20 protein-coding genes are annotated in these 25,552 nt (G+C 38.1%); 18 read left to right on the top strand and 2 right to left on the bottom strand.

Features of this window, described 5'->3' with window-relative positions; translation table 11 throughout:
• Positions 1-183: 183 nt before the first annotated feature.
• The 9 genes from QNI22_RS21325 to QNI22_RS21285 all read left to right on the top strand — a co-directional run bounded on the left by QNI22_RS21325 (position 184) and on the right by QNI22_RS21285 (position 8,952).
• Entirely contained in the window at positions 184-828 is a 645-nt protein-coding gene (locus QNI22_RS21325; RefSeq protein ID WP_314513813.1) for a C40 family peptidase, read from the top strand.
• Between the two features lie 315 nt (positions 829-1,143).
• On the top strand, positions 1,144-2,217 hold the full coding sequence (locus tag QNI22_RS21320) for a sensor histidine kinase (protein WP_314513811.1): 1,074 nt from the start codon (positions 1,144-1,146) through the stop codon (positions 2,215-2,217).
• The gene (locus QNI22_RS21315; RefSeq protein WP_314513809.1) at positions 2,214-3,281 is read left to right on the top strand and encodes a sensor histidine kinase; all 1,068 of its coding nucleotides are present in this window, start codon (positions 2,214-2,216) and stop codon (positions 3,279-3,281) included. The genes QNI22_RS21320 and QNI22_RS21315 overlap by 4 nt, the downstream gene beginning before the upstream one ends.
• A 112-nt stretch (positions 3,282-3,393) precedes the next feature.
• Positions 3,394-4,446, top strand: coding sequence for a sensor histidine kinase (locus QNI22_RS21310; RefSeq protein WP_314513807.1), 1,053 nt, complete (start codon positions 3,394-3,396; stop codon positions 4,444-4,446).
• Positions 4,427-5,188, top strand: a complete 762-nt coding sequence (locus QNI22_RS21305; protein WP_314513806.1) for a LytR/AlgR family response regulator transcription factor — start codon at positions 4,427-4,429, stop codon at positions 5,186-5,188. Before QNI22_RS21310 ends, QNI22_RS21305 begins: the two co-directional genes overlap by 20 nt.
• Before the next feature lie 258 nt (positions 5,189-5,446).
• On the top strand, positions 5,447-5,872 hold the full coding sequence (locus QNI22_RS21300; protein WP_314513803.1) for a hypothetical protein: 426 nt from the start codon (positions 5,447-5,449) through the stop codon (positions 5,870-5,872).
• A 43-nt stretch (positions 5,873-5,915) separates the two neighbouring features.
• Complete coding sequence (locus QNI22_RS21295) at positions 5,916-7,259, top strand: glycosyltransferase (RefSeq protein WP_314513802.1); 1,344 nt, start codon at positions 5,916-5,918, stop codon at positions 7,257-7,259.
• 98 nt (positions 7,260-7,357) lie between these two features.
• Positions 7,358-7,819, top strand: a complete 462-nt coding sequence (locus QNI22_RS21290; RefSeq protein WP_314513801.1) for a lipocalin-like domain-containing protein — start codon at positions 7,358-7,360, stop codon at positions 7,817-7,819.
• A 131-nt stretch (positions 7,820-7,950) separates the two neighbouring features.
• Positions 7,951-8,952 (top strand): cytochrome C, encoded by a 1,002-nt coding sequence (locus tag QNI22_RS21285; RefSeq protein ID WP_314513800.1) that lies wholly within the window; start codon positions 7,951-7,953, stop codon positions 8,950-8,952.
• 114 nt (positions 8,953-9,066) lie between these two features.
• Here QNI22_RS21285 and yiaA read toward each other — a convergent pair whose 3' ends face one another.
• Positions 9,067-9,489 (bottom strand): inner membrane protein YiaA, encoded by a 423-nt coding sequence (yiaA, locus tag QNI22_RS21280; protein ID WP_314513798.1) that lies wholly within the window; start codon positions 9,487-9,489, stop codon positions 9,067-9,069.
• Positions 9,490-9,829: 340 nt separating this feature from the next.
• Between yiaA and QNI22_RS21275 the strand changes: the two genes are divergently transcribed.
• Positions 9,830-10,084 carry a hypothetical protein gene (locus tag QNI22_RS21275; RefSeq protein WP_314513797.1) on the top strand — a complete coding sequence of 85 codons (255 nt, stop codon included), beginning with the start codon at positions 9,830-9,832 and terminating at the stop codon, positions 10,082-10,084.
• Between the two features lie 281 nt (positions 10,085-10,365).
• On the opposite strand, the gene QNI22_RS21270 is transcribed toward QNI22_RS21275, so the two are convergent.
• Entirely contained in the window at positions 10,366-10,776 is a 411-nt protein-coding gene (locus QNI22_RS21270) for a nuclear transport factor 2 family protein (protein WP_314513795.1), read from the bottom strand.
• A gap of 147 nt (positions 10,777-10,923) precedes the next feature.
• Between QNI22_RS21270 and QNI22_RS21265 the strand changes: the two genes are divergently transcribed.
• The 8 genes from QNI22_RS21265 (at position 10,924) to QNI22_RS21230 (ending at position 25,531) form a co-directional block, all read left to right on the top strand.
• Positions 10,924-11,739, top strand: coding sequence for a helix-turn-helix transcriptional regulator (locus QNI22_RS21265; RefSeq protein ID WP_314513793.1), 816 nt, complete (start codon positions 10,924-10,926; stop codon positions 11,737-11,739).
• Positions 11,740-11,892: 153 nt separating this feature from the next.
• On the top strand, positions 11,893-14,097 hold the full coding sequence (glgX, locus tag QNI22_RS21260; protein ID WP_314513791.1) for a glycogen debranching protein GlgX: 2,205 nt from the start codon (positions 11,893-11,895) through the stop codon (positions 14,095-14,097).
• Positions 14,098-14,231: 134 nt separating this feature from the next.
• A complete protein-coding gene (gene treZ / locus QNI22_RS21255) occupies positions 14,232-16,088 on the top strand; it encodes a malto-oligosyltrehalose trehalohydrolase (RefSeq protein ID WP_314513790.1) in 1,857 nt (618 codons plus the stop codon).
• A gap of 56 nt (positions 16,089-16,144) precedes the next feature.
• Positions 16,145-18,853 (top strand): malto-oligosyltrehalose synthase, encoded by a 2,709-nt coding sequence (gene treY, locus QNI22_RS21250; RefSeq protein ID WP_314513789.1) that lies wholly within the window; start codon positions 16,145-16,147, stop codon positions 18,851-18,853.
• A gap of 307 nt (positions 18,854-19,160) precedes the next feature.
• On the top strand, positions 19,161-22,523 hold the full coding sequence (locus tag QNI22_RS21245; protein ID WP_314513787.1) for a TonB-dependent receptor: 3,363 nt from the start codon (positions 19,161-19,163) through the stop codon (positions 22,521-22,523).
• Between the two features lie 310 nt (positions 22,524-22,833).
• The gene (locus QNI22_RS21240) at positions 22,834-24,318 is read left to right on the top strand and encodes a sensor histidine kinase (RefSeq protein WP_314513785.1); all 1,485 of its coding nucleotides are present in this window, start codon (positions 22,834-22,836) and stop codon (positions 24,316-24,318) included.
• A 1-nt stretch (position 24,319) separates the two neighbouring features.
• The gene (locus QNI22_RS21235) at positions 24,320-24,757 is read left to right on the top strand and encodes a response regulator (RefSeq protein ID WP_314513783.1); all 438 of its coding nucleotides are present in this window, start codon (positions 24,320-24,322) and stop codon (positions 24,755-24,757) included.
• A 120-nt stretch (positions 24,758-24,877) separates the two neighbouring features.
• Positions 24,878-25,531, top strand: a complete 654-nt coding sequence (locus QNI22_RS21230) for a phosphatase PAP2 family protein (RefSeq protein ID WP_314513781.1) — start codon at positions 24,878-24,880, stop codon at positions 25,529-25,531.
• The last annotated feature ends 21 nt before the right edge of the window (positions 25,532-25,552 follow it).

Below are 25,552 nucleotides of genomic sequence, written 5' to 3'. Positions count from 1 at the left end.
TCTATGTAAGACTTTTGTAGAAAATGTAGAAAATTATCAACATTTCTGCGAAACTCTCTCTTTTACTTTTACGTACTTTACAACGTTTTTAAACCCAGCTAGTATCGAAGCAAGCAAAATACGTATTTAGGAGTGAGGCAACCGGGATGGTTTAGCTTCCTCAATCATTTGAAAACAGGTGTTATGACAAAATTATTACTGATTTCAGGTTTACTATTTCTTTCTTGCCTTGTATGCTCATCAACTACAGCCGCAGCTATCTTCACTAATTCATCTTACGCCTATTTAGGCCCGGCTGATAGTACAAAACAAGATGACGAATCTCCTCTGGTTCTTGATAGTTTAATTAGTTACGCTAAAAATTATTTGGGCGTACCTTATCGTTCAGGAGGCCATTCTGCCAAAGGATTTGATTGTTCAGGCTTTACATCACATGTCTTTTCTCGTTTTGGATTTTCACTGCCACGTACCTCTTATGGGCAGGCTACTGTTGGTAAAAAGGTAGAAACAGCCGAAATGCAGAAAGGAGATCTGATTTTCTTCAAAGGCCGTAATCGCAAAAGTAAAGTAATCGGACATGTTGGTATTGTAATTTCTGCTAAAGGAGAAAAAATCCAGTTTATCCATGCTTCTGTAAATAATGGAATTTCTATCGAAACCATTGACTCTAAATATTATAATCCGCGTTTTGTAAAAAGTATCCGGTTGATAGATTCTGAGCTTCCAATTCCAGCTATAGAAATTGCCGAATCCTGCACTCCCGCTGCTGATTGTGTTTCATTAATAGATCCATGTGACTCTGTAGGAGAAGATACATCTGATAAATAAAAACACTTCTATAAATACATTATACAATAAAAGAGAGCATTGACCTGATCAATGCTCTCTTTTATTGTGACCTATAGATTATAGGTCGCAACAATTCAGACTACTTTTTTGTCAACTGACGGCCCAATTTTGCCTCTTTGTACTATCTTACATTTACTTATTGCCTCTAATCATAGTATTTTTAATTTGATAAAGTATACCCAGACGAGAGAGTTTGTATTTGCCTATAAACAAATCATGTTTGTAGGATAATGATTGAAGTGTTTGTATACTTTATTGAATCAGTAATTATATACGATCTTTTCTCCTGTTTTTATGGGTTATCGGATAGAGCCTCTTTATGATAAATGGTTAAGAATGTTTGGACTTCCATTGGCGCCGATACCTATTCATATATATAAGTTTTCGTCACTTTATCCTACCAACTGGATACTGGGGATCAAATTATACCTGACTGCAGTCATCCTGCTTATTGCTGCCTGGGAGGTTGCACGGGTATGGCTTATCTATATTCGCAAGAACTATTCAGAAATTGCACAAACTTTGCCCCGAATTATTTACACTTTCTCAGGCTATATTGTTAGTGGTTTTCTTGTTCGGCTGGTTGGTTTTGGGCTGGTTAAAGAATTAGAAATAGTACCAGTTGCTTTCCTCGGATGTGATACCTCTGAACAATTTCCTGTATGCTATCTGTTTTTTATTTCTGGCATAGTATACAACTGTATTTTGGGTATTATCTATGAGTTTATTTACTACTTTCATCTGTATGGTATTGCTCTTCAGGAAGCCGAAACTCTGCAACGTAGTAATCTACAGACTCAGTTTGACTCACTAAAGAGCCAGATCAATCCTCATTTTTTGTTTAATAGTTTAAATTCGTTGTCTTCTTTGATTCGCGAGCAGCCCGAACAAGCAGAAAAGTTTTTGGATGAAATGAGTAATGTCTATCGGTATCTGCTCAGAAATAATGAACAGGAACTGGTTTCTCTGCAAACCGAACTTCAGTTTGTAGAATCGTATTTTCATTTGCTCAAAACCCGTTATGGAGAAAGTATTCAGTTAAAGTTAGAGAATCTAAGTGGCTATGAACAATATTTATTGCCTCCCTTAACCTTACAGATCTTGCTTGAGAATGCTGTCAAGCACAACATCATTTTGAAAGATCAGCCTTTGGTAATTCAGATCTATGTAGAAAAAGGATATTTGGTAGTACAGAATAATGTGCAGAAAAAGAATCTGAAAGTAGTTTCCAACAAAGTAGGATTGAACAATATCATTACCAAATACCAACTCCTTAAACAACCGGACGTAAAAATAACAGAGTCAAAGAATATTTTCGAGGTAATGATTCCTTTGATAGAATCGCAGTTTACTACTATACATTCATGAATTCATATAAAGACCGAACCTTGAGACTTATAGGACCTTTGGTGGTTTTCATGATAGGAAGTCTCTTTTTCAGACTGAATATATATTTTGAGCATGACTTACCTTTTATTATACGCTTTCAGTCGATTGCCATTATATATGGATACATATGTTGGAATCTGTCTCGATGGGTGATCCTAACAATACAAAAGAGATATCCTGGTTTTCATCGTACCCGTCAACGACTAAAGTATATTGCCCTGGCATTTCCGTTATTGGTACATATAGCCTATTTTCTCAGATACTTTACTCATTTGTATATTAATGATCAGCCTATAGGTTGGCCAACACTGGCAGATTACACCTATACAACAGGTATTCAGATATTCTACCATTGTATATATGTAGGTGTCTATGAGGGATTGTATGTATTTGAACAATGGAAGATTGTGTATTATGAGAGAGAAAAACTTCTGAATATACAATGGCAGGAAAGATTCGACTCACTAAAGAGCCAGATCAATCCTCATTTTTTGTTTAATAGTTTAAATTCGTTGTCTTCTTTGATTCGCGAGCAGCCCGAACAAGCAGAAAAGTTTTTGGATGAAATGAGTAATGTCTATCGGTATCTGCTCAGAAATAATGAACAGGAACTGGTTTCTCTGCAAACCGAACTTCAGTTTGTAGAATCGTATTTTCATTTGCTCAAAACCCGTTATGGAGAAAGTATTCAGTTAAAGTTAGAGAATCTAAGTGGCTATGAACAATATTTATTGCCTCCCTTAACCTTACAGATCTTGCTTGAGAATGCTGTCAAGCACAACATCATTTTGAAAGATCAGCCTTTGGTAATTCAGATCTATGTAGAAAAAGGATATTTGGTAGTACAGAATAATGTGCAGAAAAAGAATCTGAAAGTAGTTTCCAACAAAGTAGGATTGAACAATATCATTACCAAATACCAGCTCCTTAAACAACCGGAACCAGTTATCGAGTCAGATGCTGTCTTTTTTATCATCCGAATTCCTTTGATTGGCAATGAGTATATCTATACTAAGATAATAGATATCGCACATCAACATTAACAATTGAAACATAAAATTATACAGTTTGTCGGTTAAAAATGTGTATTAGCCTACTCTGAATTTTATAGATCAGAAGAATGCTGATATCTTCAATTCCAGCTGGATAAATACTATGAAAGAAACTCAGTTTACACGTCAGGATAAATGGATTAATTTGTTTGTATCCATTTTCGTTAGCCTGGTTTTGAATACATTGTTATTGAGAAAATATTACTACAGTGATATAAAGACATTTCTGCTGGCAAGTCTTGTATTGCAACTTATCTGGTTCTTCGTTATTAAGGTTTTTACAAGGATTGCACTGGCAATACGAAATCGATTTTCCAGCTATGGACAGGCGTTTCAGCGTATTCTTATGGAAGCAGGGCTTTTTATTGTATTGACAGTGTTAATTCAGATAGGAGTTGTATGGATTTTTGAAACCATTGGTTTCTTGGATTATACTTTATCATGGGAGAGAGTAAAACTGGCACTGGTCTTTGGGGCTGTATCCAATATTCTGACAACCTGTATTTATGAAGGGAAATATATTTTTGAACAATGGGAGGAACGTGTAAAAGAAAATGAGAAGCTAAAGAAAACCCAACTGCAGCAAAGACTTGAATCATTAAAAACACAGGTCAATCCTCATTTTCTTTTTAATTCTCTTACTTCTTTGTCATCCCTTATCAGTGATAATCCGGAGCAGGCTGAATTGTTCCTTGATGAGATGGCAAAAGTGTATAGGTATATGCTACGAAGTACTACCAATGAGTGGGTACCCCTGTCTGTAGAACTGGATTTTCTAAGGTCTTATTTCTATTTGTTGCAAAGCCGGTATGGGGAAGGCATAACTTGCTCTTTGTCAGTTAGACCAGATGTAAATGCTGCTTTACTAATACCTCTGACTTTGCAGAATATCATAGATGTAGCGTTGAAAAAGAATGTAATTTCCAAAGAACAACCCTTGAGGTTCTATATAGAAACTGATGAAAGAGATTTGGTAATCCGTTATAATATACAACCTAAAAAACGCAAAGTTTTAGATGAAGATCAGGAATTATCAGATCTGATTGCTAAATACGAATTGACAGGCAAAGTCTCTGTTGCTATAAAAACTACTGAAAATGAATGTGTTGTAACTTTACCTTTAATGGGCGTTAACCATGAAAATATTAATTATTGAAGACGAAGATCTTGCTGTGCGAAAGCTGCAGCGTACTGTACAGGAAATTGATCCGGAAATTGATATTGTCGGAGTGGCAGGTAGTGTGCGTGAGTCTGTTAGCTGGCTTGATAAGCATCCTGCACCCGATTTGATACTGATGGATATAGAGCTAGCCGATGGGCAAAGTTTTGAAATTTTTGAACAGACGGAAGTGACAAGCCCTGTCATCTTTACTACATCCTATGATGAATATGCAATTCAGGCTTTTAAGGTAAATAGTATTGATTATCTTCTCAAACCAATTCAAAAAGCAGATTTGCAGCGTAGTTTGCAGAAGTTTAATCATCTGCAAAATCAATCTTCGCCTTCTATGATCAATATTGAGAAGCTGATCAGAGAATTACAGGTACAAACCCGTGACTATCGAAAACGGTTTTTAGTTAAACAGGGACAACGACTGGTATCATTTGAAGTCAGTGATATTGCCTATTTTTTTATGGAAGACCGCTTTTGTTTCTTCCGCACCCGTTCTAATCAGAAATTTCTGGTCGATTATACTATGGATGAGTTGGAAACTGAACTGGATCCCAAATACTTCTTTCGGATTAACCGATCTTTTATTGTTTCACAAACCACTATTGATCAGATCCAAAACTATTTTGGTAATCGGTTGGCATTGACATTAAAGCCTGTCTGTGATAAGGAAGTGCTGGTTAGTAGAGAGAAAGTCTCAGATTTTAAAGAGTGGATGGGCAAATAAGTAAATCATAAAATATATAAAAAAATGGGTAGTATAGATTGTTCTATACTACCCATTTTTTTATATGTCATAGTGTTAAGAATGCCTATAAACTCTGTACAGTTAACAGACAGAATGAAACAATCAAAACATAAAATGTAACGGTTCGGCATGGTGTAAATTGATGATCCCTGTCTGTGTGTATATTTTTACTGAAGAAGCTAGTAAATGACTTTATATCAAGCTTCTACAAAGTTTTAATACTACACATTTACAACTATGACAACTATTGTAAACACAAAAAACATGACATGGCTTATCAAGCCGGAAACAAGCTCTGCTGAGATTCCTTCTTTTGTTGGCAAAAAGTGGCAGATTACCTCTCTGGCTCTAGATACAGGAATAGGCCAGGCTTCTGATTTGCTGCAGCATATACCTCAGCGAACCCGCAATGACATTATTATCTTTCAACCTGATGGCCGTCTGAAAGGAGAATATGGCAAACGTAATGAACAGTTGTTCAACTGGGCGTATGATGACCTGTCTAATGTGATTCAATTATTTGGAGACCAGGAATTAGAGACTATAACAGGCTTGAAGATTCTCGAACTGACAGAAGACACGTTAAAAGCTGTTACAAAAATTTATGAGAATGGTCTGTCTCTTTCCTGCATCATCACTTTGACTGCTCTCTATCATCTATAGGCTATTTCCATCACTATTTCTTTTACACACATATACTACAACTATGAAAGCCAGAAAAATATTATTTGCTACAATGCCATTAGATGGACATTTTAATCCACTCACCTCTTTAGCTAAACATCTTTTGCAGCAAGGACATGATGTACGGTGGTATACAGGTAATATATTTACCGAGAAGCTGAAAAAGTTAGAGATTCCACATTACAGATTTCAGAAAGCGTTGGAAGTGAATCAGCATACGATAGACGAGTTATTTCCAGAGCGCCATAAATACAAAAGTATAGTTAGTAAGCTGAAGTTTGATATTGATCAGGTATTTGTATTGCGTGCACCAGAATACACCGCAGATATTCTTAAAATCTATAAAGAATTTGAATTTGAGGTACTTGTTTATGACAATGCTTTTCCTGCTGCTCAGATCATACGCGAAAAGCTGCATGTGCCCTGTGTAAGTATGGGAATTATGCCTCTGGCTGAATTTTCCGTTGATTTACCTCCAACGGGTATGGGACTGACTCCCTCTTCAAGTTTCTGGGGACGTAGAAAACAGGATTTTTTACGTTTTCTGGCAACACACGTATTATTTAAGCATAGCACACAACAGTATAATAAAGTACTGGCACAGTTTCAGATTCCTCCGGTAAAAGGAACAATCTTCGATATTGGTGTAAAACAGGCAGATTTGCTTTTACAGAGTGGCGTTCCTGGGTTTGAATACAAACGCAGTGATATGAGTGCACATGTAAAGTTTGTTGGACCTTTATTACCCTTCCAGACTGGACAGAATATCGGAGAGTTTAAGTACAGAGAATTATTGAAACGATATAAAAAGGTGATCCTGGCAACTCAAGGCACAGTAGAGCGTGATGCTGAGAAACTTTTGGTTCCTACTCTTGAAGCATTCAAAGGTACAGAATACTTACTGATTGTTACAACAGGCGGTTCTAAAACCCAGGAATTGAGAAAGCGATATCCACAGGAAAATATTGTGATCGAGGATTTTATAGACTTTACTATGGTTATGCCTATTGCAGATGTGTATGTTTCCAATGGGGGATATGGTGGTGTGTTATTAAGTCTGCAAAACCGACTGCCTATGGTAGTAGCGGGTGTACATGAAGGTAAAAATGAAATCAACGCCAGAATCGGATACTTTAAACTGGGTATAAACTTAAAAACAGAAACTCCCACCCCTCGTCAAGTTAGAGAAAGTGTCGAAAAAGTTTTGTCTGACAATACATATCAGAAAAATGTAAATCAGTTAGGCGAAGAGTTTGGACGATATGATACCAATGTAACCTGTGAACGCTACATTTTGAATTTGATAACACAGCATAAGAACAGACACATTGCCAGTCAGGCTTTAGAATCTATGCTATCAGCTTAAGATCATATCTATTTACATAATTACTTCTTTAAGGTCTTGCCCGGCAATTGACCAAGGCAAGACTTTATCTACACTTAATTGTAATAATTACTTACACTATGAAAAAGATAACATTATTAACATACAGCCTGATTGTGGCTATTCTCCTAAGTCTGCCTGCCTGTAAAGGAAGTAGTGATGAACCTAAAGCAGACTACACAGCTATCTTGTCCAAATCTCCATGGAAGATATTTGCTCAAACCATTGATGGGACAGATGTATTTTCTGATCTGGAAGACTGTGAAAAAGATGACATTTTCCGGTTTAAGAATAATGGAGAATATACAGTAGAAGGAGGAGTTCTGAAATGTAACGTAAATGAACCTGTAGTGTTTGCTCAGGGAAACTGGTCTTACGATTCTAATCTGAAAATACTCTCAATGAATGAGACGCAAGGAAATGCATTTAGTGGAGAAACCGAAATTACAGAACTTACTTCTTCTTCATTGGTGATGGAATGCTATGTAGCCATTAATGGTACAGACCGAAAGATGGTAATAAAACTTGTTCCGGCTCCTTAGTGATTTACAGCCTAGCATAGAAAATACCCAATCTGGCATTATAAAATGTTGACTGAAAGAGTATCAGATTGAAGTGACGGCCTCTCTGACGGTATTTTAGTAAACAGTAAAGTTTTCAAACTACTACACTTATGAAAAAAGTATTAAGAATTTTTGCAGTTATTTTAATTGTCTTAGTTGTCTGTATAACGGGCTTGCTGATCTATGTAAAGGTAGGTTTACCAAATGTAGGTGCTGCTCCGGAGATAAAAATAAAACCTACTCCTGAACTGGTAGCACGAGGCGAATACCTTGCCAACCATGTCAATGTATGTATGGACTGCCATAGTACCCGTGACTGGACCCGATTCTCTGGTCCGGTGGTGCCTGGGACCATGGGAAAAGGTGGTGAACGGTTTGGGGAAGAGCTGGGGTTACCTGGTGTGTACTATGCACGCAACATAACACCTGCTGGCCTGGGAGAATGGACAGATGGAGAGATCTTTCGGGCAATCTCAGCAGGGGTAAGTCGTGAGGGAAAACCTTTATTTCCTTTAATGCCTCATCCCTATTATGGTAAAATGGACTCAACAGATATTGTGGCACTTGTAGCTTATCTGCGGACAATCAAACCTATCAAAAATCAAGTACCTGAATCAGAGCCATCTTTTCCTATGAATTTTATTATACATACTATTCCTCAGAAGCCGACCTTTCAGAAACGTCCGGATACCTCTGATGTAGTAGCCTATGGCGCTTATCTGGTTAATGCGGGTACCTGCGAACACTGCCATTCCCAGAAAACAAAAGAAGGAAAGCTAATACCCGGAATGGAATTTGCCGGTGGTGTGGAATTTGGCCTGCCTACAGGTGTGTTACGTTCTGCGAATCTGACTCCTGATGATGAAACAGGGCTGGGCTTATGGAGTAGAGAAGCTTTTATCCAACGGTTTAAAGCGCATGATCCTGCTACCGGCTATCAGGCTCAAACCGTAAAATCGGCAGAACAGCAAACAATTATGCCCTGGACTATGTATAGTGGCATGAGTGAACACGATCTGGGAGCAATCTATTCCTATCTGAAAACACTCAAACCTGTCAAAAATCCAACTGTTCGATTCTCGCCATCAAAGAGTGAAATAGCTCATAAATAGATTATTATTTATGCCTGCTATATCCTTATTGAAAAGGAGCGACCGGTGAAAAGGAAGAGAAGTGGTTATATAATTAAAACCACTTCTCTCTATTTTATGAAGACAAGTTGTCAGTTAAGAATTTGTTGGCTGATCAACTTTTTGAGTATCACGGGTATTCTTTTGTACAGCAATAGCTGCAAACAAGCTAAGAAGGAAGGAGATGCCATAAAATCCCTTTTCACTTAGTGTAAGAGTCGCATTCCATAAACCTACTGTTAATAATAATATTGCCAACAAGGTAGAAAACCAGCTTAGCCCATAATAAATAGCTGTTACAGGTATACCTTCTAGCCTATCTCGTACACTCTTTTGCACAGATACGGCTGAAAACAATCCATACATTAATACTGTAAAATAATATCCTTTTTCATTTAACGCCATCTGGGCATTCCACAATCCGACGTTGTATGCTATAACGCCTGCAATAAGAGCTACCCATGATGCAGCAACAAAAGCAAATGAAGTTTGTTGCTGTACTGGTTGATTTTGATTCACTTTGTTTTGAGTTAGATTATTCCTACTCTTTGGCTTTTCGGTTTCGCCCCATACTCTTTTACTGGATTTTCTGGTTACTCCCATCTATTGATGATCGAAAGTAGAGAAAATAAACAATAAAAGCTTAAAATGTATATAAATTGCATATGTATGGAAATGTCGGTAGTAATTGCCTGATTACGAGATGGAATATTACTTACTGAGAGATGTTGTTGGTATTATAAGTGTTACTATTTGATGTTTTGTAATAGATATGTTATTATTACTTCAGATATCATACTCTATTTGTACTAGAGTATGATTATTTAGCTGGTATATTTATTGTCCTCACTACAATGCTATGGAGATAACAATTCAAAAACTATTCGATGACTCTCATCATGAGACTGGAATAATTATTACTGCTGCTGTGAATGCAGCTTTGACACAACAGTCTAAGGAGGAGATAGAGCAGTATCTGAAAGATTATGCTACATCTTTGTATGAACGGTCTATGACTTTTTATAGTGAGATTGATGACGAAATTGCCTCACTGGCATGTATCTGGAATCAATCGACATTGCCTAGAACATCTACTTTTTTGCCTTTGAAGTAGGATTGGTTGTGTAAAGTAGTACCTGCACTATTCGTCAAACAATGCAGATACTACTTTATAGCTTTTAAGCTTTCAACAATTGGTACTTGAAAGTTTGAGAACTTGGCTTCCAGCTATTATTAATCTGATTGCCAGTACTACATTTGGTATGGCTGAAATCTACCATTCATGTTAATTTTTTATATAAACTCTGTAACCATTGTCATACTGGTAAAGTGGAAACCTTTAACAACATGTACCACTTTACATTACCAAGATGAAAGAGTTATCATGTCTTGCACTCATATAAGTTTGCTATAGACAGCAGTAAAAAACTGGTCTACATAATGCTGGTCTTCAGGAAAATTATACACTTCTGTAATTTTCTCGCCTTCTATTTTCCAAAGAAGACATGACATTCCTTTAAAGTTAATACCATCTGAACGATTACTCCAGTTACGATGACAATCAATTACAAACTGGTCATTGACTCCCAACACAATAGGTTCCGCTTGGAAAGCTGATTTGGAAAGTTGAGCAAAGTAGTGTAACACTTCTTCTATTCCGTTTTTTGTACCACTAAGTGGATGTTTACCGGGAACAACCCAACGAATATCTTTTGAAAGGATCTGAGCAATAGTATTGTGATCATCTTGCACATATGCTTGGAAAAATTGGTTGATCAGGAAAAGATTCGGATGCACAACTGTCATAGAATGAATAATTTAAAATAATACAATAAGATTGAAAATAGTACTTTTACTATATCCATAAAAATACTAGTTTTGGTAGCAGCAAAAGTACCTTCATCTGATTTGTCTGGCTTGTTCGCAAACGACAAAGATTTATTCATATCCGCCATGTCTTTACAATCTATATCCTGTAGTACTGTAAGTGCTACTGTTTCAAAACCTGCTTTTGTATACCATGAGCTTTTGGGGAGGTTTCACTCTGATTGGCATCTTCATGACAGAGGGCAGTTAGTGTATGCAGAAAATGGATTTATTCATTTACGTATTGCCGAAAAACAGTTTTTACTACCAGGATGGCATGCAGTCTGGATCCCTTCCAATACCCTGCATGAAATGTGGTCTCATAGTCCGGATCTCATACTACATAGTATTGCCTTTCCGCCAGAAATATTAAATATGCCTGTTTTTGAAAAAATGTCCGTTTTTGCTGTTTCTCCATTGCTGCGAGAGATGATTCGGTATTCAGAGAAGTGGCATTTTCTAAATGAAGAAACTAATCAGGAAAAAACGTTCCTGCAAAGTATAGCAGATATCTTATCTGGGGAGATGAATCATTCTCATCAAACGTATCTCCCTGCTACAAAACACGAAGGACTGGCGCAAATACTTGTATATATACAAAATAACCTGGAAGAAAAAATCAACATTTCGTTTCTGGCTCAACATTTCGGATATTCGGAACGTAGCTTAACCCGTTTGTTTTCCATGCATCTGGGAATGCCTTTCTCCGGATACTGCAAAGTAGCACGAATGTTAAAAGCACTGGAACTTATTGAAAATGGAGAAGATAATGTATCACAGGTTGCACTTCAGGTAGGATATGATAGCCTGGCTACTTTTAGTAATACTTTTCTGGAAGTGTGTGGTCAACGCCCTGCACACTTGATTCAGGATAAAAAACAGAAAACTATTTCCAGAATGTAACTGATCAAAAAGTATAGAGCACTTGAAAAGCTGATTATCAATTAAAAGGGTTTGGATGGAATAAAAAATATACAGTAATATAAAGGCATAGGATCTACTCTTATTAGGCATAGAAATTTAGGGATTAGGAATGATTCACTAATCCTATTTTTTATGCAAACCGATACAAGCTCCGTTGCTGAATCTGAAGCTTTTTCCCTTACTCATAATAAGCAATTTTTTTCAACTCCTCATAGCTGGTTAGGTAAGCCCTATCCGCTAGGAGCTACCTATGACGGCAAAGGTGTCAACTTTGCGTTGTTTAGCGAACATGCAGAAGCTGTTGAATTGTGTTTGTTTGATATAAACAATCCTTCAAAAGAAACTACACGTATCCGTATTACCGAGCAGACAGATTATGTATGGCATATTTATCTGCCTCATATTAAGCCAGGACAATTATATGGATATCGGTTATATGGTCCTTTTGATCCTGAAAATGGCTTGTTGTTTAATCCTTCCAAACTTTTATTGGATCCTTATGCCAAAGCAATCTGGGGGGATATAAACTGGGATCCTTCCATGTTTGGATACAATATATTATCTGATAAAGAAGATAGATATCAGGATGCCAATACTGAGGATAATGCTGAACATACTATGAAATCAGTAGTAATTGATTCTGCATTTGATTGGGGGGAGGATGAGAAACCTGCTATTCCTATGCAGGACACTATTATCTATGAATTGCATGTAAAAGGTTTTACTGTACAACATCCCTCTATTTCTGAAAATATCAAAGGCTCTTATGCTGGAGTGGCTGCACCTGAGTCAATTGAATATCTGAAGAAGCTCGGAATTACGACAGTAGAACTGATGCCTGTACATCAGTTTGTTCAGGATAGTCATTTACAGGAGAAGGGTTTACGTAACTATTGGGGATATAATACCATAGGTTTTTTTGCTCCCCATCGGGAATATGCTTCTTCTACTGAGCCGTATGGTCAGGTAACAGAATTTAAGCAGATGATTAAGGATCTGCATAAGGCTGGTATTGAGGTGATACTGGATGTAGTATACAATCATACAGCAGAAGGCAATCATTTTGGTCCCATATTGTCCTTCAAAGGCATTGACAACCAAGCATATTACCGATTGGTCGAGGACAATCCTCTATACTATAATGATTTCACAGGTACCGGTAATACATTAAACATGCTGCATCCTCGTAGCTTACAGCTGGTTATGGATAGCCTTCGGTATTGGGTTACAGAGATGCACGTGGATGGTTTCCGGTTTGATCTGGCTCCGGCTCTGGCGAGAGGCTTATATGAAGTCGGTAAGCTTTCTAATTTCCTAGATACAATTCACCAGGACCCAATCATTTCACAAGTAAAACTGATCGCAGAACCATGGGATATTGGTGAAGGAGGCTATCAGGTAGGTAATTTCCCTGTGCAATGGGCTGAATGGAATGGCAAATACAGAGATTGCGTACGCAAATTCTGGAAAGGTGACGAAAGTCAGATTGCTGAACTGGCCTATCGTTTGAGTGGTAGTAGTGATTTATACCAGACAAATGGTCGGCTACCAAGTGCCAGTGTCAATTTTATTGTAGCACATGATGGTTTTACACTACATGATTTGGTAAGCTATAATGAAAAACACAATGACGCGAATGGAGAGGAAAATCGGGATGGACATAATGAAAACGAAAGCTGGAACTGTGGTGCAGAAGGACCAACCGATGATAAAGACATAATTGCACTTCGTGAAAAACAGAAGCGTAACTTTTTATCTACTTTACTACTTAGCCAGGGTGTGCCCATGATCTGTAGTGGTGATGAATATGGACGTACACAGAATGGGAACAATAATGCTTATTGTCAAGACAATGAAATTAGCTGGTTTAACTGGAACTGGACAGATGATCAAAAGAAACAGTTTGAGTTTGTTCGGGAACTGATTCGCATCCGGAAAGAAAATCCAATGCTTCATCGCCGCAAGTTTTTTACCGGGCGTCCCATCCATGGTAGTCACATAGCAGATATTCGCTGGCTTACTCCAAATGGCGAGGATATGACAGAAGAAGAGTGGAATAATGGACTGACCAAGTGCACTGGGATGTTGCTAAATGGCCAGGTGATGGATGAATATGATGAAAAAGGACAACATGTAAAAGGAGACATTTTGCTTTTATTGTTTAATAGCCATCATGAAACGGTTCCCTTTGTATTACCTGGTAAAAAGAATGAACCTGCCTGGCATTTGTGGATTGATACAGATGCAGGTGGTGTTAAACCTTCCAAACAAGTAGCATGTGGTACTGTGGTTCAACTGGCTGCCCGGTCATTTATGCTGTTCTGTCAGCCTGCTTAGGTTATGAGATATAAAGTCAAAGTCATTACCGATTTTACATAAATACAAGCAATTCAAATTTCTGAATGTCTATCCTGCTAGCAGGATAGCATTCTTTTTTATTTAGTGTTGACCAAGAAAAACAGATATAAGTCATGCGTAAGCCTATAGGCGCATTCTGGAATAACGGAAAAGGTTCTTTTACTGTGTGGGCTCCTTTAGTAAGTAAAGTTGAGCTTGAGATAACTTCTTCCGATCAAGAAATAGGAAAACGGATTTTGCCTATGAAGTCCGAGGACTTTGGTTATTGGACCCTTGAAGTAGAGGATGTAACTATAGGAGACCGATATGGATATAAATTAGACGATAGCCAGGCTTATCCTGATCCTGCATCCCGTTCTCAACCTGGTGGTGTTCAGGAATTATCAGAGGTTATTGCCAGTCAATCTTTTGAGTGGTATGACCAGCAATGGAAAGGAAGGCCTCTCAGTGAAATGATTATTTATGAACTGCATGTAGGGACTTTTACATCTGAAGGGACATTTGATACTATTATTGAGAAGCTTGATTATTTGCTAGAGTTAGGTATCAATACAATTGAGCTAATGCCTGTTGCACAATTCTCCGGCAATCGTAACTGGGGATATGATGGTGTATTTCCATTTGCTGCTCAAAATTCCTATGGTGGGCCTGATGGCTTAAAGAGGTTAGTGGATGCTTGTCACCAGAAAGGGATAGCTGTGTTTTTGGATGTGGTTTACAATCACATTGGTCCAGAAGGAAGTTGTATGCATCATTATGGCCCCTATTTTAGTACCAAGTATAATCCTGTTTGGGGGCATCCTTTTAATTTTGATGAACCGCATTCCGACGAGGTCCGTAACTATTTCATTGAAAATGCCTTGATGTGGCTCGATGAATGTCATATCGATGCTCTGCGTTTGGATGCTACCGATCATATTCTGGATTTTGGTGCAAAGCATTTTCTGATGGAGTTGTCTGAAGAAGTAAAAGCTTTGAGAGAGCGAAACGGAAAACACTATGTACTGGTGGCAGAACGGGATCTCAATGATGTAACGGTGTTACGTTCGTTTGACCAGTGTGGATATGGATTTGATGGCCAATGGCTGGATAATTTTCATCATGCGTTGCGTACCCTGGCTACAAACGACCGTGGACACTACTATGCTGATTTTGGAGAAATTACACATTTACAAAAGGCATTCGAACAAACATATGTATATAATGGAACTTATTCAAATTATCGGAAACGTACACATGGTGTACCTGCACAGGCATATGACTATAGTCGCTTTGTAGTCTTCTCTCAGAACCATGATCAGGTAGGAAATCGATTGCTAAGTGATAGACTTTCCACACAAGTCTCCTTCGATATGTTGAAAGTTGTTGCCGGAACGTATTTGTTATCGCCGTATGTCCCACTTTTATTTATGGGTGAAGAATACGCGGAGACTAATCCTTTTTATTATTTCATCAGCCATTATGATCTGGAACTGATACAGGCGGTCAGAGAAGGTAGAAAGAAAGAGTTTATGGGCTTTCAAAAAGAAGGAATGGAATATCTGGACCCGCAAAGCGAGGATACCTTTTTTCAGTCTAAGCTTTCCTGGAAATATCAGGAAGGAGAACATCTGGAGATGTGGAACTATTATCGCAAATTAATTCAGATACGCAAAAGCCATCCTGTATTCCGCAATTTTAATCGGGAGAATGTAAAGAGCTGGATTGAAAAGGATGCTGTACTACTTTGGTCTCAAGATCCTATTACACCTGAAGACTGTGTACTCTTATGTATAGCTAATTTTGGAAAGTCTATCAATGAAATTGCATTACCTGAAGGAACCTGGGAGCTAGTGCTGGATTCACAACTCTTTGGCCGAGAAGATACCGATGGAATTTCTTTGACAGACCCTGTCACAGTTTCATTACCTGCAGAAAGCTTTTTAGTCTATCAATGTGATCTTTCCAATCAAAAAAAGATAGCTATGTAATCTGCCCTTTAGTAAAACATCAATTCTGCAAAAAAAACTGAAATTTTTTACTGTGTATGAACATACCTGTTTCAACTTATCGTGTACAGTTGCATCGTGAATTTACACTCCGACATCTGAAAGAAATATTACCTTATCTTCATCAACTGGGAATTACTACTGTCTATGCTTCTCCTTTTTTTGAAGCAGTACCAGGTAGTACACATGGATATGATGTATTAAATCCTCATCGCATTAATCCGGAACTAGGTACAGAAGAGGACCTGATTGAGATAAGTGAGTGGTTGCATGAACATCGGATGACATGGCTCCAGGATATAGTGCCTAACCATATGTCTTCTCAAACTAGTAATGTTTGGTTGTATGATGTACTGGAAAAAGGACCTTTTTCGCCTTACTATACCTTTTTTGATATCAACTGGCACCATCCTAAATATACCGGACAACTTATGATGCCATTATTATCTAAACCTCTGGAAGAATTAGTAGTAGAAGGAGAACTTACACTTACATATGATGCAAAGGGACTACATTTACAGTATTATGAACATAGTTTTCCTATTGATTTCCGGCAGTATGCGTCTGTATTGAGTCAGATAAACGAAATTCAATCTGCTGTAGTTGTACCTGATTATTTTATACAATCTGCACAAGAATTTGCTGCTATTCAACCTGATCAGAAGCTGGATCTCACTAGTTGGGAGCAGTTTAAAGCAGAGCTTGATTCTTTTTTTCAGAAGGATACAAACTTAAAAGTGCTAAGAGAGTATTCCGGACATACTACTAAAACGCTGGATTTACTAAAAACTCAGAATTTTTGCCTTGCTGCCTGGCAAGAAGCTGACAAGAGTATGAATTACAGACGTTTTTTTACCGTTAATGAATTGATTTGTCTGCGTATGGAAAGTGAGCAAACTTTTGCTCATTATCATAAATATATAAAATCCTTAATAGATAAGGATATTATTCAAGCATTGCGGATAGACCATATAGATGGTTTGTACGCACCCAAAGCCTATCTGGATTGCTTGCACGAGCTGGTAGGTGAGGATACCTATGTTGTGGTAGAAAAGATTCTGGCCCCTAATGAATATATTCCCTCTGATTGGAAAGTACAAGGGACGACAGGATATGATTTTTTGTCGTTGGTGAACCGCCTTCTGGTAAGTGATAAATCTATTGAAGCACTCTCTGAATTCTATTCTCAGGTACATGTGCTGGCCTACGATTTTGAGGAAGCTGTATATAGAAAAAAATTGTTTATGCTGATTCACCATATGGGTGGTGAATTAGACAATCTGACAGAACAACTGGTGCAGCTATTTCCTGAGTATTCTATTACAGATGAAATGCGTAGTAACTATCGCCAGGTATTGGCTTACTGGATGGTCTCTTTTTCTGTGTACCGATTATATCTGGATGAGAAAACTCTGTCTGAAGATAATGCCAAACAACTCAAATTGGTTTTTGAACAGGCTAAAGCAAAAGCAAAAGCTCCTGCACTGGATAATGTATTTGAAGAACTACGTCCGATACTGGCGCCAGAACCTATTGAAGCAACCTCAAAAGAATTACGTTTTTTAATGCGTACGCAACAATTTACAGGGCCATTGATGGCTAAAGGAGTCGAGGATACAACATTTTATATGTACAATTTATTAATTTCCCGTAATGAAGTAGGTGACACTCCCCATATAGAAGAGAATGTAAATACATATCAATTCCATCAGGAGATGCAGAAGCGTCCTCTTACCACATTAAATGCCACCGCAACTCATGATACCAAACGAGGTGAAGATGTGCGGTTACGTATCAATGTGTTGAGTGAGATAGTGGAAGAATGGAAAGCAAAGGTTTTGGAATGGCAGAAAATTGCAGAAGGGTTTCGATTTTCAGAAGGAGGGCTTGTGATACCTGATCCTAATGATGAATATTTTTTGTATCAAACACTAGTAGGAACCTATCCTGTGCATATAGATCCGGAGAACGAAAATTATCACAGTCGTCTAAAGGAGTATATTACCAAAGTAATGAAGGAAGCCAAAGTACATACCAATTGGTCTGCACCAGATATAGTGTATGAAGGTAAAGCAATTGAGTTTGTCGATAACCTGCTGAGTAATCAGGCATTTATGCATTCTTTTGTTCCATTTGTGCAAAGAGTGGCAAAGTATGGGGCTGTTTATTCACTTATACAAACACTGATTCGGCTTACGGCGCCAGGCGTTCCGGATACCTATCAGGGAACAGAATTATGGGACTTTAGTATGGTTGATCCCGATAACAGACGACCTGTAAACTATCAGACCAGAAAGCAGGTGCTGAAAAATATAGTAACAGAGATGGACAATCCAATTTATCTTCAGGAAAAGCTTAAAAATGTACTGGATCCTTCGCTTAAATTATTTGTATTGCATAAACTATTATTGTTAAGACGACAATACCCTGAGTTGTTTTTACAGGGTGTATACAAACCTATATTGACAGCTGGAAAACATGCCCGTAAAGTAACTGCTTTTATTCGGGAATGGAAGTCCCAGATAGCATTGGTAGTATTTCCATTAGAGGTTGTCAGTTTATGTGAATCCGGATGTTTGCCTGTTGGAACTGACGTGTGGGAAGATACCTATCTGGGTTGGCCTGAAGAAAGTGACACAGTAGAATATGTAAATATTTTTACACATACATCTATTCACTTATCTTCCCGACAGCCAATAGGGGAGTTATTGTCAGTGTTTCCAATTGGATGTTGGATCAGGAAATAAGAAACTCATATAGTAGTATATTAGCTATCAAAGGAATGATAACCTCCTTTGATAGCATTTTTTTTGTACCTATCTATATAAGATATAGAAAGACACCTTTAAGCTGGCGATTAACAATTTAGTAATATTCGGGACACATTGAGTTAGTTTTGCTGATGTAGCTTTGCCCCGAAATAACAATTTCGCTGGCCTCACATACTCAAAAATCATTCGCTCTAGCCTCTCATAAAAGGGTGCACAGGTAAGTGTATTCTTAGCTATTCCTTATGTAACTGTTACCCACAGCTACAACTTCTATTCATTTTATATGAAATTCTTTACGTTTGTTTTACTGTACATAGTATGTGCAGTAAACGTGACTCTTTTTGCACAAACTACTAGTTCATCTTTAAGCGGGCGCATCACAGATAAAAATGGTGAAGTATTACCAGGTGCTACTGTTTCTTTAGTTCATAAGCCTACTAATCGCCAGTTAGGTGCATTAACCAATGCTGATGGGCGCTATAACTTTGTAAACCTGACTCCTGGCGGGCCTTATGAACTGACAATCACCTTTGTGAGTTTCAAGGCTGAAAAACGGGAAAATATTTATCTGCAATTAGGCGAAAAGCAGAAAATAGACTTCATCTTACAGGATGAATCAACGCAACTAGAAGAAGTGAAAGTTATTTCCAGTGCAGGGCAAGCCAAAATCGGAGCTGCTATTGGAGTAAGCAAGGAACAAATTCAGACTTTGCCTACTTTATCCAGAAGTTTCTCTGATTTTACGCGTCTTACTCCTCAGTCAAGCAATAACTCTTTCGCAGGTACAAATTTTCGGTATAACAACATTACTCTGGATGGAGCCATTAATAATGATGCGATTGGATTTAGTCCTTCATTGGGGGGATTAAGTGGTACTGCCAATCAGCCTGGTAGTAGTACCCGATCCAATTCCTTTAGTCTGGATGCAGTACAGGAAGTGCAGGTTCAGATTGCTCCGTATGATGTGAGTATTGGTAACTTTACAGGAGGTAGTGTAAATGCTGTATCACGTAGTGGTTCGAATGAAGTGACTGGATCTGTCTATGCATTTGGTCGAAGTTCTGCCATTACCGGGCATTACAAAGGAAGCGATCGTGTAAATGACGGAAAAATCAGCAGTGCATACCATGATTACCAGACAGGTTTCCGGATTGGATTTCCCATCATAAAAGATAAGCTCTTCTTCTTTACCAATGAAGAAATAGCCCGAAATCAGGTTCCTCAGTTTTTTCCTGCTGGTTCTCCAAATTATTTTATGTCTCAAGCTACTGCCGATGCTATTCGCAATAAGCTGATCACCAATTATGGATATGATCCAGGTGCTACAGGTGATTATTCTATTTATGCAAATAGCAATAAGTTCTTTAACAGGATTGACTGGAATATTACCAGCAAGCATCAGCTGGCTTTACGAAATAATACAGTTATCTCAGAAGCAACCAATCTGGAGAGAGGTTCATCAGAATTTCAGTTTGGTAATTACGACTTTGTGCAGAAGAACACAAACATAAGCACAGTCGCAGAACTGAAAAGCCGTTTTAGCAATCTCATCAGCAATAACCTGATCATAGGGTATACCGATATAAAGGATCGTCGGAATCCTGTAGGTATTATTTTTCCACAAATTCAGATTAATAATGTAGGTTCAGATCCAACTACAACGGGGAGTGGTACAGTATTACTGGGAACAAACCGGGAAGCGGGTATTTTTAACATGCGTCAGCAAACATTTGAAATCACAGATAATTTCAAATGGTTTCTCGGAAATCACAGTCTGACATTTGGAACACACAATGAGTTATATTCCATCAAATACAACTTCATCAATTCCTGGAATGGACGTTATGATTATAATAGCGTACAACAATTCCTGAATGATCAGCCAGCTCGTTTGCGTGCTATTTATAGTTTGAGTGGAGATAATTCACGTGATTATAACCTGAATAACTCACCTGCTCATTACAAAGTAAATATGTTCAGCTTGTATGCACAGGATGAGTTTACTATAAATAGTCGCTTTACACTTACCTACGGTTTGCGTGCAGATATGACTACTGTACCAAATACTCCACCGACAGATGCCCATGCTATTTTCCCGGATGCTTATACTTCCTCTGTATTGGACACACAAACAGGTACCACAACAACAGGTAATCCGACTTATACATTTGGACATACGGTTTCTTCTATCAGTAATAAGTATTTCGGACAGGTATATATTTCGCCACGTATTGGTTTTAACTATGATGTAAAAGGAAATCAATCTATTGTATTGAGAGGTGGATCAGGCATCTTCACAGGCCGCATTCCTTTTGCATGGCTTGGCTATTCATATGTGAACAACGGCGTAAACTTTGGCGCATTTGATGCACAGCCAACCTATTCTGGTTCGTTCACATCTCTACCTCTAACAGGGCAGACTTCTTCAGGTCAGTCCTACTCATTACTGAATCCAACCACGTTTCCGTCTGTTAATTCAAGCATTGCTCCTGGGTTAAATGCCCGTCGTGAACTGGATATCTTTGATAAGAACTTCAAGCTCCCACGTATGTGGCGTAGCAATCTGGCTATAGATTTCAATCTTCCACAAGGATATAAATTAACACTGGAAGCAATCTACACCAAGACACTTCAGGATATGATGATCAAACAGATTAACCTGAAAGACTCAGTCTATTATGCGGCGTATGATATAGAAAAACAGCAGCCTCTGTATTTACAAGGCGGTTCAACAGGAGGACGTGTATCGAACAACTTTTCCAGTGTGTATCTGATAACCAATACAACAAAGGGCTATCGTTATCAGTTGACTGCACAAATTCAGAAGGCATATCAATTTGGCTTAAATATCTCTGCCGCCTATACCTACGGTCAGTCAAAAGATATTCTGAATGGTATTCGTAACTCTCCTGAATCCGGATGGCAGTTGAATCAGAACCTGAATCCAAACAATCCTCAATTAACTTATTCAAACTTTGACATTCGGCACCGGATTGTGGCTACAGTAAATTATAAAAAGGCTTGGAGTGAAAAACTGACATCTTACATCTCATTTATTTTCACCGCTGAATCTGGCTCTCCGTTTACCTGGGTTATCGGAAGTAATAATCTGACGCGAAACGGACAACAGATAGATCTGGCTTATATTCCTAAGACATCCGACTTTAGCCCTTCTGAAGGTACAGGTTCGTTTAAAATGGTAGATATAAAAAATAGTGATGGTTCTGTAAAAGTTTCTGCTGCACAACAATGGCAGGATTTGAATAAATTTATCGATGGGAATTCCTATCTGAGTTCTCGCAGGGGACAGTTTACTGAACGAAATGGTGCCCGTACACCCTGGAACAATCGTCTGGATGTGCGTCTGATGCAGGATTTCAACTTTAAGGCGGGTACTCGTAAACATACCATACAGGTATCTTTCGACATGATCAATTTTACCAATTTGCTAAGTAAAACCTGGGGCATTGTGTATTTTGTTCCTAACACACGTAGTTCATCTGTCAACACAGGTCTTACTGTGACTCGTTCTGCGACAAACAGCAGTGAGCCAACGTATACATTTACAACACCTACTTCTACCTATTCAATAGATCAGTTTAACTCCCGCTTCCAGGGGCAGTTAGGACTCCGTTATCTGTTTTAATTAGTGATTTTAAAGTATCTTATATATCCCCACATAACTCAGCTATGTGGGGATTTTTTATTGCTATATAAAATGGGTTTCCCTGGCATTTATAACTAAAACAAGACTTCCTGCTTTCGTTTCTTCTGCTATTTTTGGTTTTATCAGCCTGATTTTTTTACTTTGCCAGTAACCACCTCTTAAAAGCTGAGTTATGTTTTAATATAATCGGCTCTATTTAAGCCCAGTAAAACTCTCCATTTTTCCATTCTGAAAACTCAGAATGTACATACTTAGTACACTGTATCCTAGTTTAACTCACTGTGTTCGAATGAAAATTTCCCAGAAGATATATATAGGTTTTGGGTTTGTCATATTTTTTGCGATTGTGGATCTGATCGTAAATTATCAGTTATCTAATAAGGTAATTCGTAACATGGAATTTCTTTCCCGTTCCGAAACCATTTTGCGTAACTCAAACAGACTGCACAAAAGCATCATCCAGATGCAGAGTGGTTTGCGAGGATATCTTCTTGCCGAGAAAGAGACTTTTTTGGATTCCTATTATGCAGGCCTTAAAGAAATACCTCCCATATTTCGGGAAGAAAGGGAAATTGTGAAAGGTAATGCAGAGCAGTTGCGTTGTCTGGATTCAATTGCCATGTTACATACCGAATGGATAGAATATGCCAATGCACTCATTAAAGCCAAGCAGGAAAGTCTGGAAACTACAAAAGGCAAAGAAGTCTATATGGAGCTTTTTGAGAAGAAGCAACGAAGGGGAGTTGGTCAACAATTAAATGACGTTATAACGTTAAAATTTAAAGAGTTTGATCAATACGAGTATTACGTACGTAACAGGAGGCAGCAGAGGCTTCGTGATTCTATCCGATACACAAACTTTGTTTCTGCTTCGTTAGCTATAGGGTATATTACCATTGCCATTATCACCGGTTTTTTTGTTGTTAAGACAATCACCCGCCGGATCTATAGTATGGTAAGTCTAGCTGAGAAAATATCACAGGGTACATTTTCTGTTATCAAAGATCAGGAAAATGATGAACTGACCCATTTGTCTCGATCCTTAAATATCATGTCTCAAAAACTGCAGCATTCTTTTGCCGTTTTGACAAAAAGAAATCAGGAACTGGATCAGTTTGCCTATGTGGTTTCACACGACTTAAAAGCTCCTTTAAGAGGAATGTACAATATTCTTCAGTGGATAGAAGAAGATCTGGAGTCAGAACTATCTGACCAACTGAAGAAATACCATACAAAGATGCGTGGACGTATTATCAGACTGGAAAGTCTAATTAATGGACTGTTGCAATATGCCCGTATTGGTCGTAAAACAGAGTCTATTGAGATTGTCCATGTAGGCCAGATAGTGCAGGAAATTGTAGAGTTGCTGGTACCTGCCAGTTGTAAGGTAAATCTGCCATCTTCTATGCCTGTATTACAGACCAAACGTCTTTACCTGGAACAGGTATTCTCAAATCTGATAAGCAATGCAGTAAAATATAGTAAGAAAGAAGATTGTATTATCACCATAGATTGGACTGACGTGGGTGAATATTATCAGTTTTCAGTTGCAGATAATGGAATTGGGATTGCACCCGAATACCATCAAAAGATATTTACGATTTTTCAAACCCTGCGTGAGAAAAACGAAGCAGAAAGCACCGGTATCGGTCTGTCTATTGTCAAAAAAATTGTTGGCGAACAGGAAGGGGAAATATGGCTAACCTCCCAATTGGGGGAAGGCTCTATTTTTACGTTCACATGGCCAAAGTTTACCAGTTTAAATAATAATTGATATGCAAGTAAAATCTATCTTACTGATTGAGGATGATGAACTGGATGTAATTAGTTTCCAGCGTTCTTTGAATAGCCTCAATATGGAGCATCAGCTATATACTGCTTATAATGGTATTGAAGCATTGGCTATGCTCAGAGGTGATGGAATGCCTAAAATAGATCCTCTTCCAGATGTAATCGTGTTGGATATAAACATGCCGCGGATGAATGGAATCGAATTTCTCAGAATATTGAGAAGTGATTCCGACCCGGAACTGTCTTCTATCAGAGTATTTATTATGACTACATCTTACGAAGATTATGATCGACAGATGACGGAGATGCTAGGAGTATCAGGATACCTTATTAAGCCATTGAATTTTAATGAAAACACGAAACGGGTGTCTTCACTGGATAATTTTATGCAGTTTCATATTCTGAAAATAGTAGGACAATAAACACTATATATCTTTTCATACGGGTTGTTTGTTGGTTCTTAACTGAAAAAATGTGCCTTTAAAACGGAAAAATAACAGGAAGAACACTATTTTTGAACGTCTGTTTTTTAAAACATCCCTATGGCAGAAGTTTTTAAAGCGAATAAAGTATTCTTTGTCCTGTATGGAATATTTCTGATTGCAGGAGGAATCTGGCAGGTAGTATGGTCGCCTACCCAGATATTTCTAGTTATTAATGGAGCTAATCATCCATTCTTTGATACCTTTTTTCAGTATTTCACAAATGTAGGTGACGGAGCTTTCTTCGCTGCTGTGATTATTCTGTTTTTGTTTATCAGGTATCGGTATGTATTAATTGGCTTGGGTAGTTTTGCTCTGAGTTCACTGCTGGCGCAAGGATTAAAACGCCTTGTATTTGCAGATGTTTTACGTCCTAAAGCTGTATTCGAGGGATCTTCCTATACATTGCATTGGGTGGCAGGGTTAGAAATTCATTCAAGCCATAGTTTTCCTTCCGGACATGCCACTACTGCTTTTGCAGTCTTTTCTTTGCTGAGTATTATTCTAAAGAACCAGTTGTCTGGCTTTCTGTTTTTTACCTTGGCTTTTCTAGCAGCTTATTCCCGCGTATATCTGGGTCAGCATTTCTTTGCAGATATTTATGCTGGATCTTTCATTGGGGTAAGTAGTACTGTTTTGATGTATCTGGTTATAGAACGGTTACTTGAAAGGAATCCCAAAAACTGGTATCAACAGAATATTCTGCGACTTTAAGCTTGGAGCTTCTGAATAACA

It is taken from the genome of Xanthocytophaga agilis (genome assembly GCF_030068605.1).
Taxonomy (GTDB): Bacteria; Bacteroidota; Bacteroidia; order Cytophagales; family 172606-1; genus Xanthocytophaga; species Xanthocytophaga agilis.
Note: the sequence above shows the minus strand (reverse complement) of the source record. Positions and strands in the feature narration are given on the sequence as shown.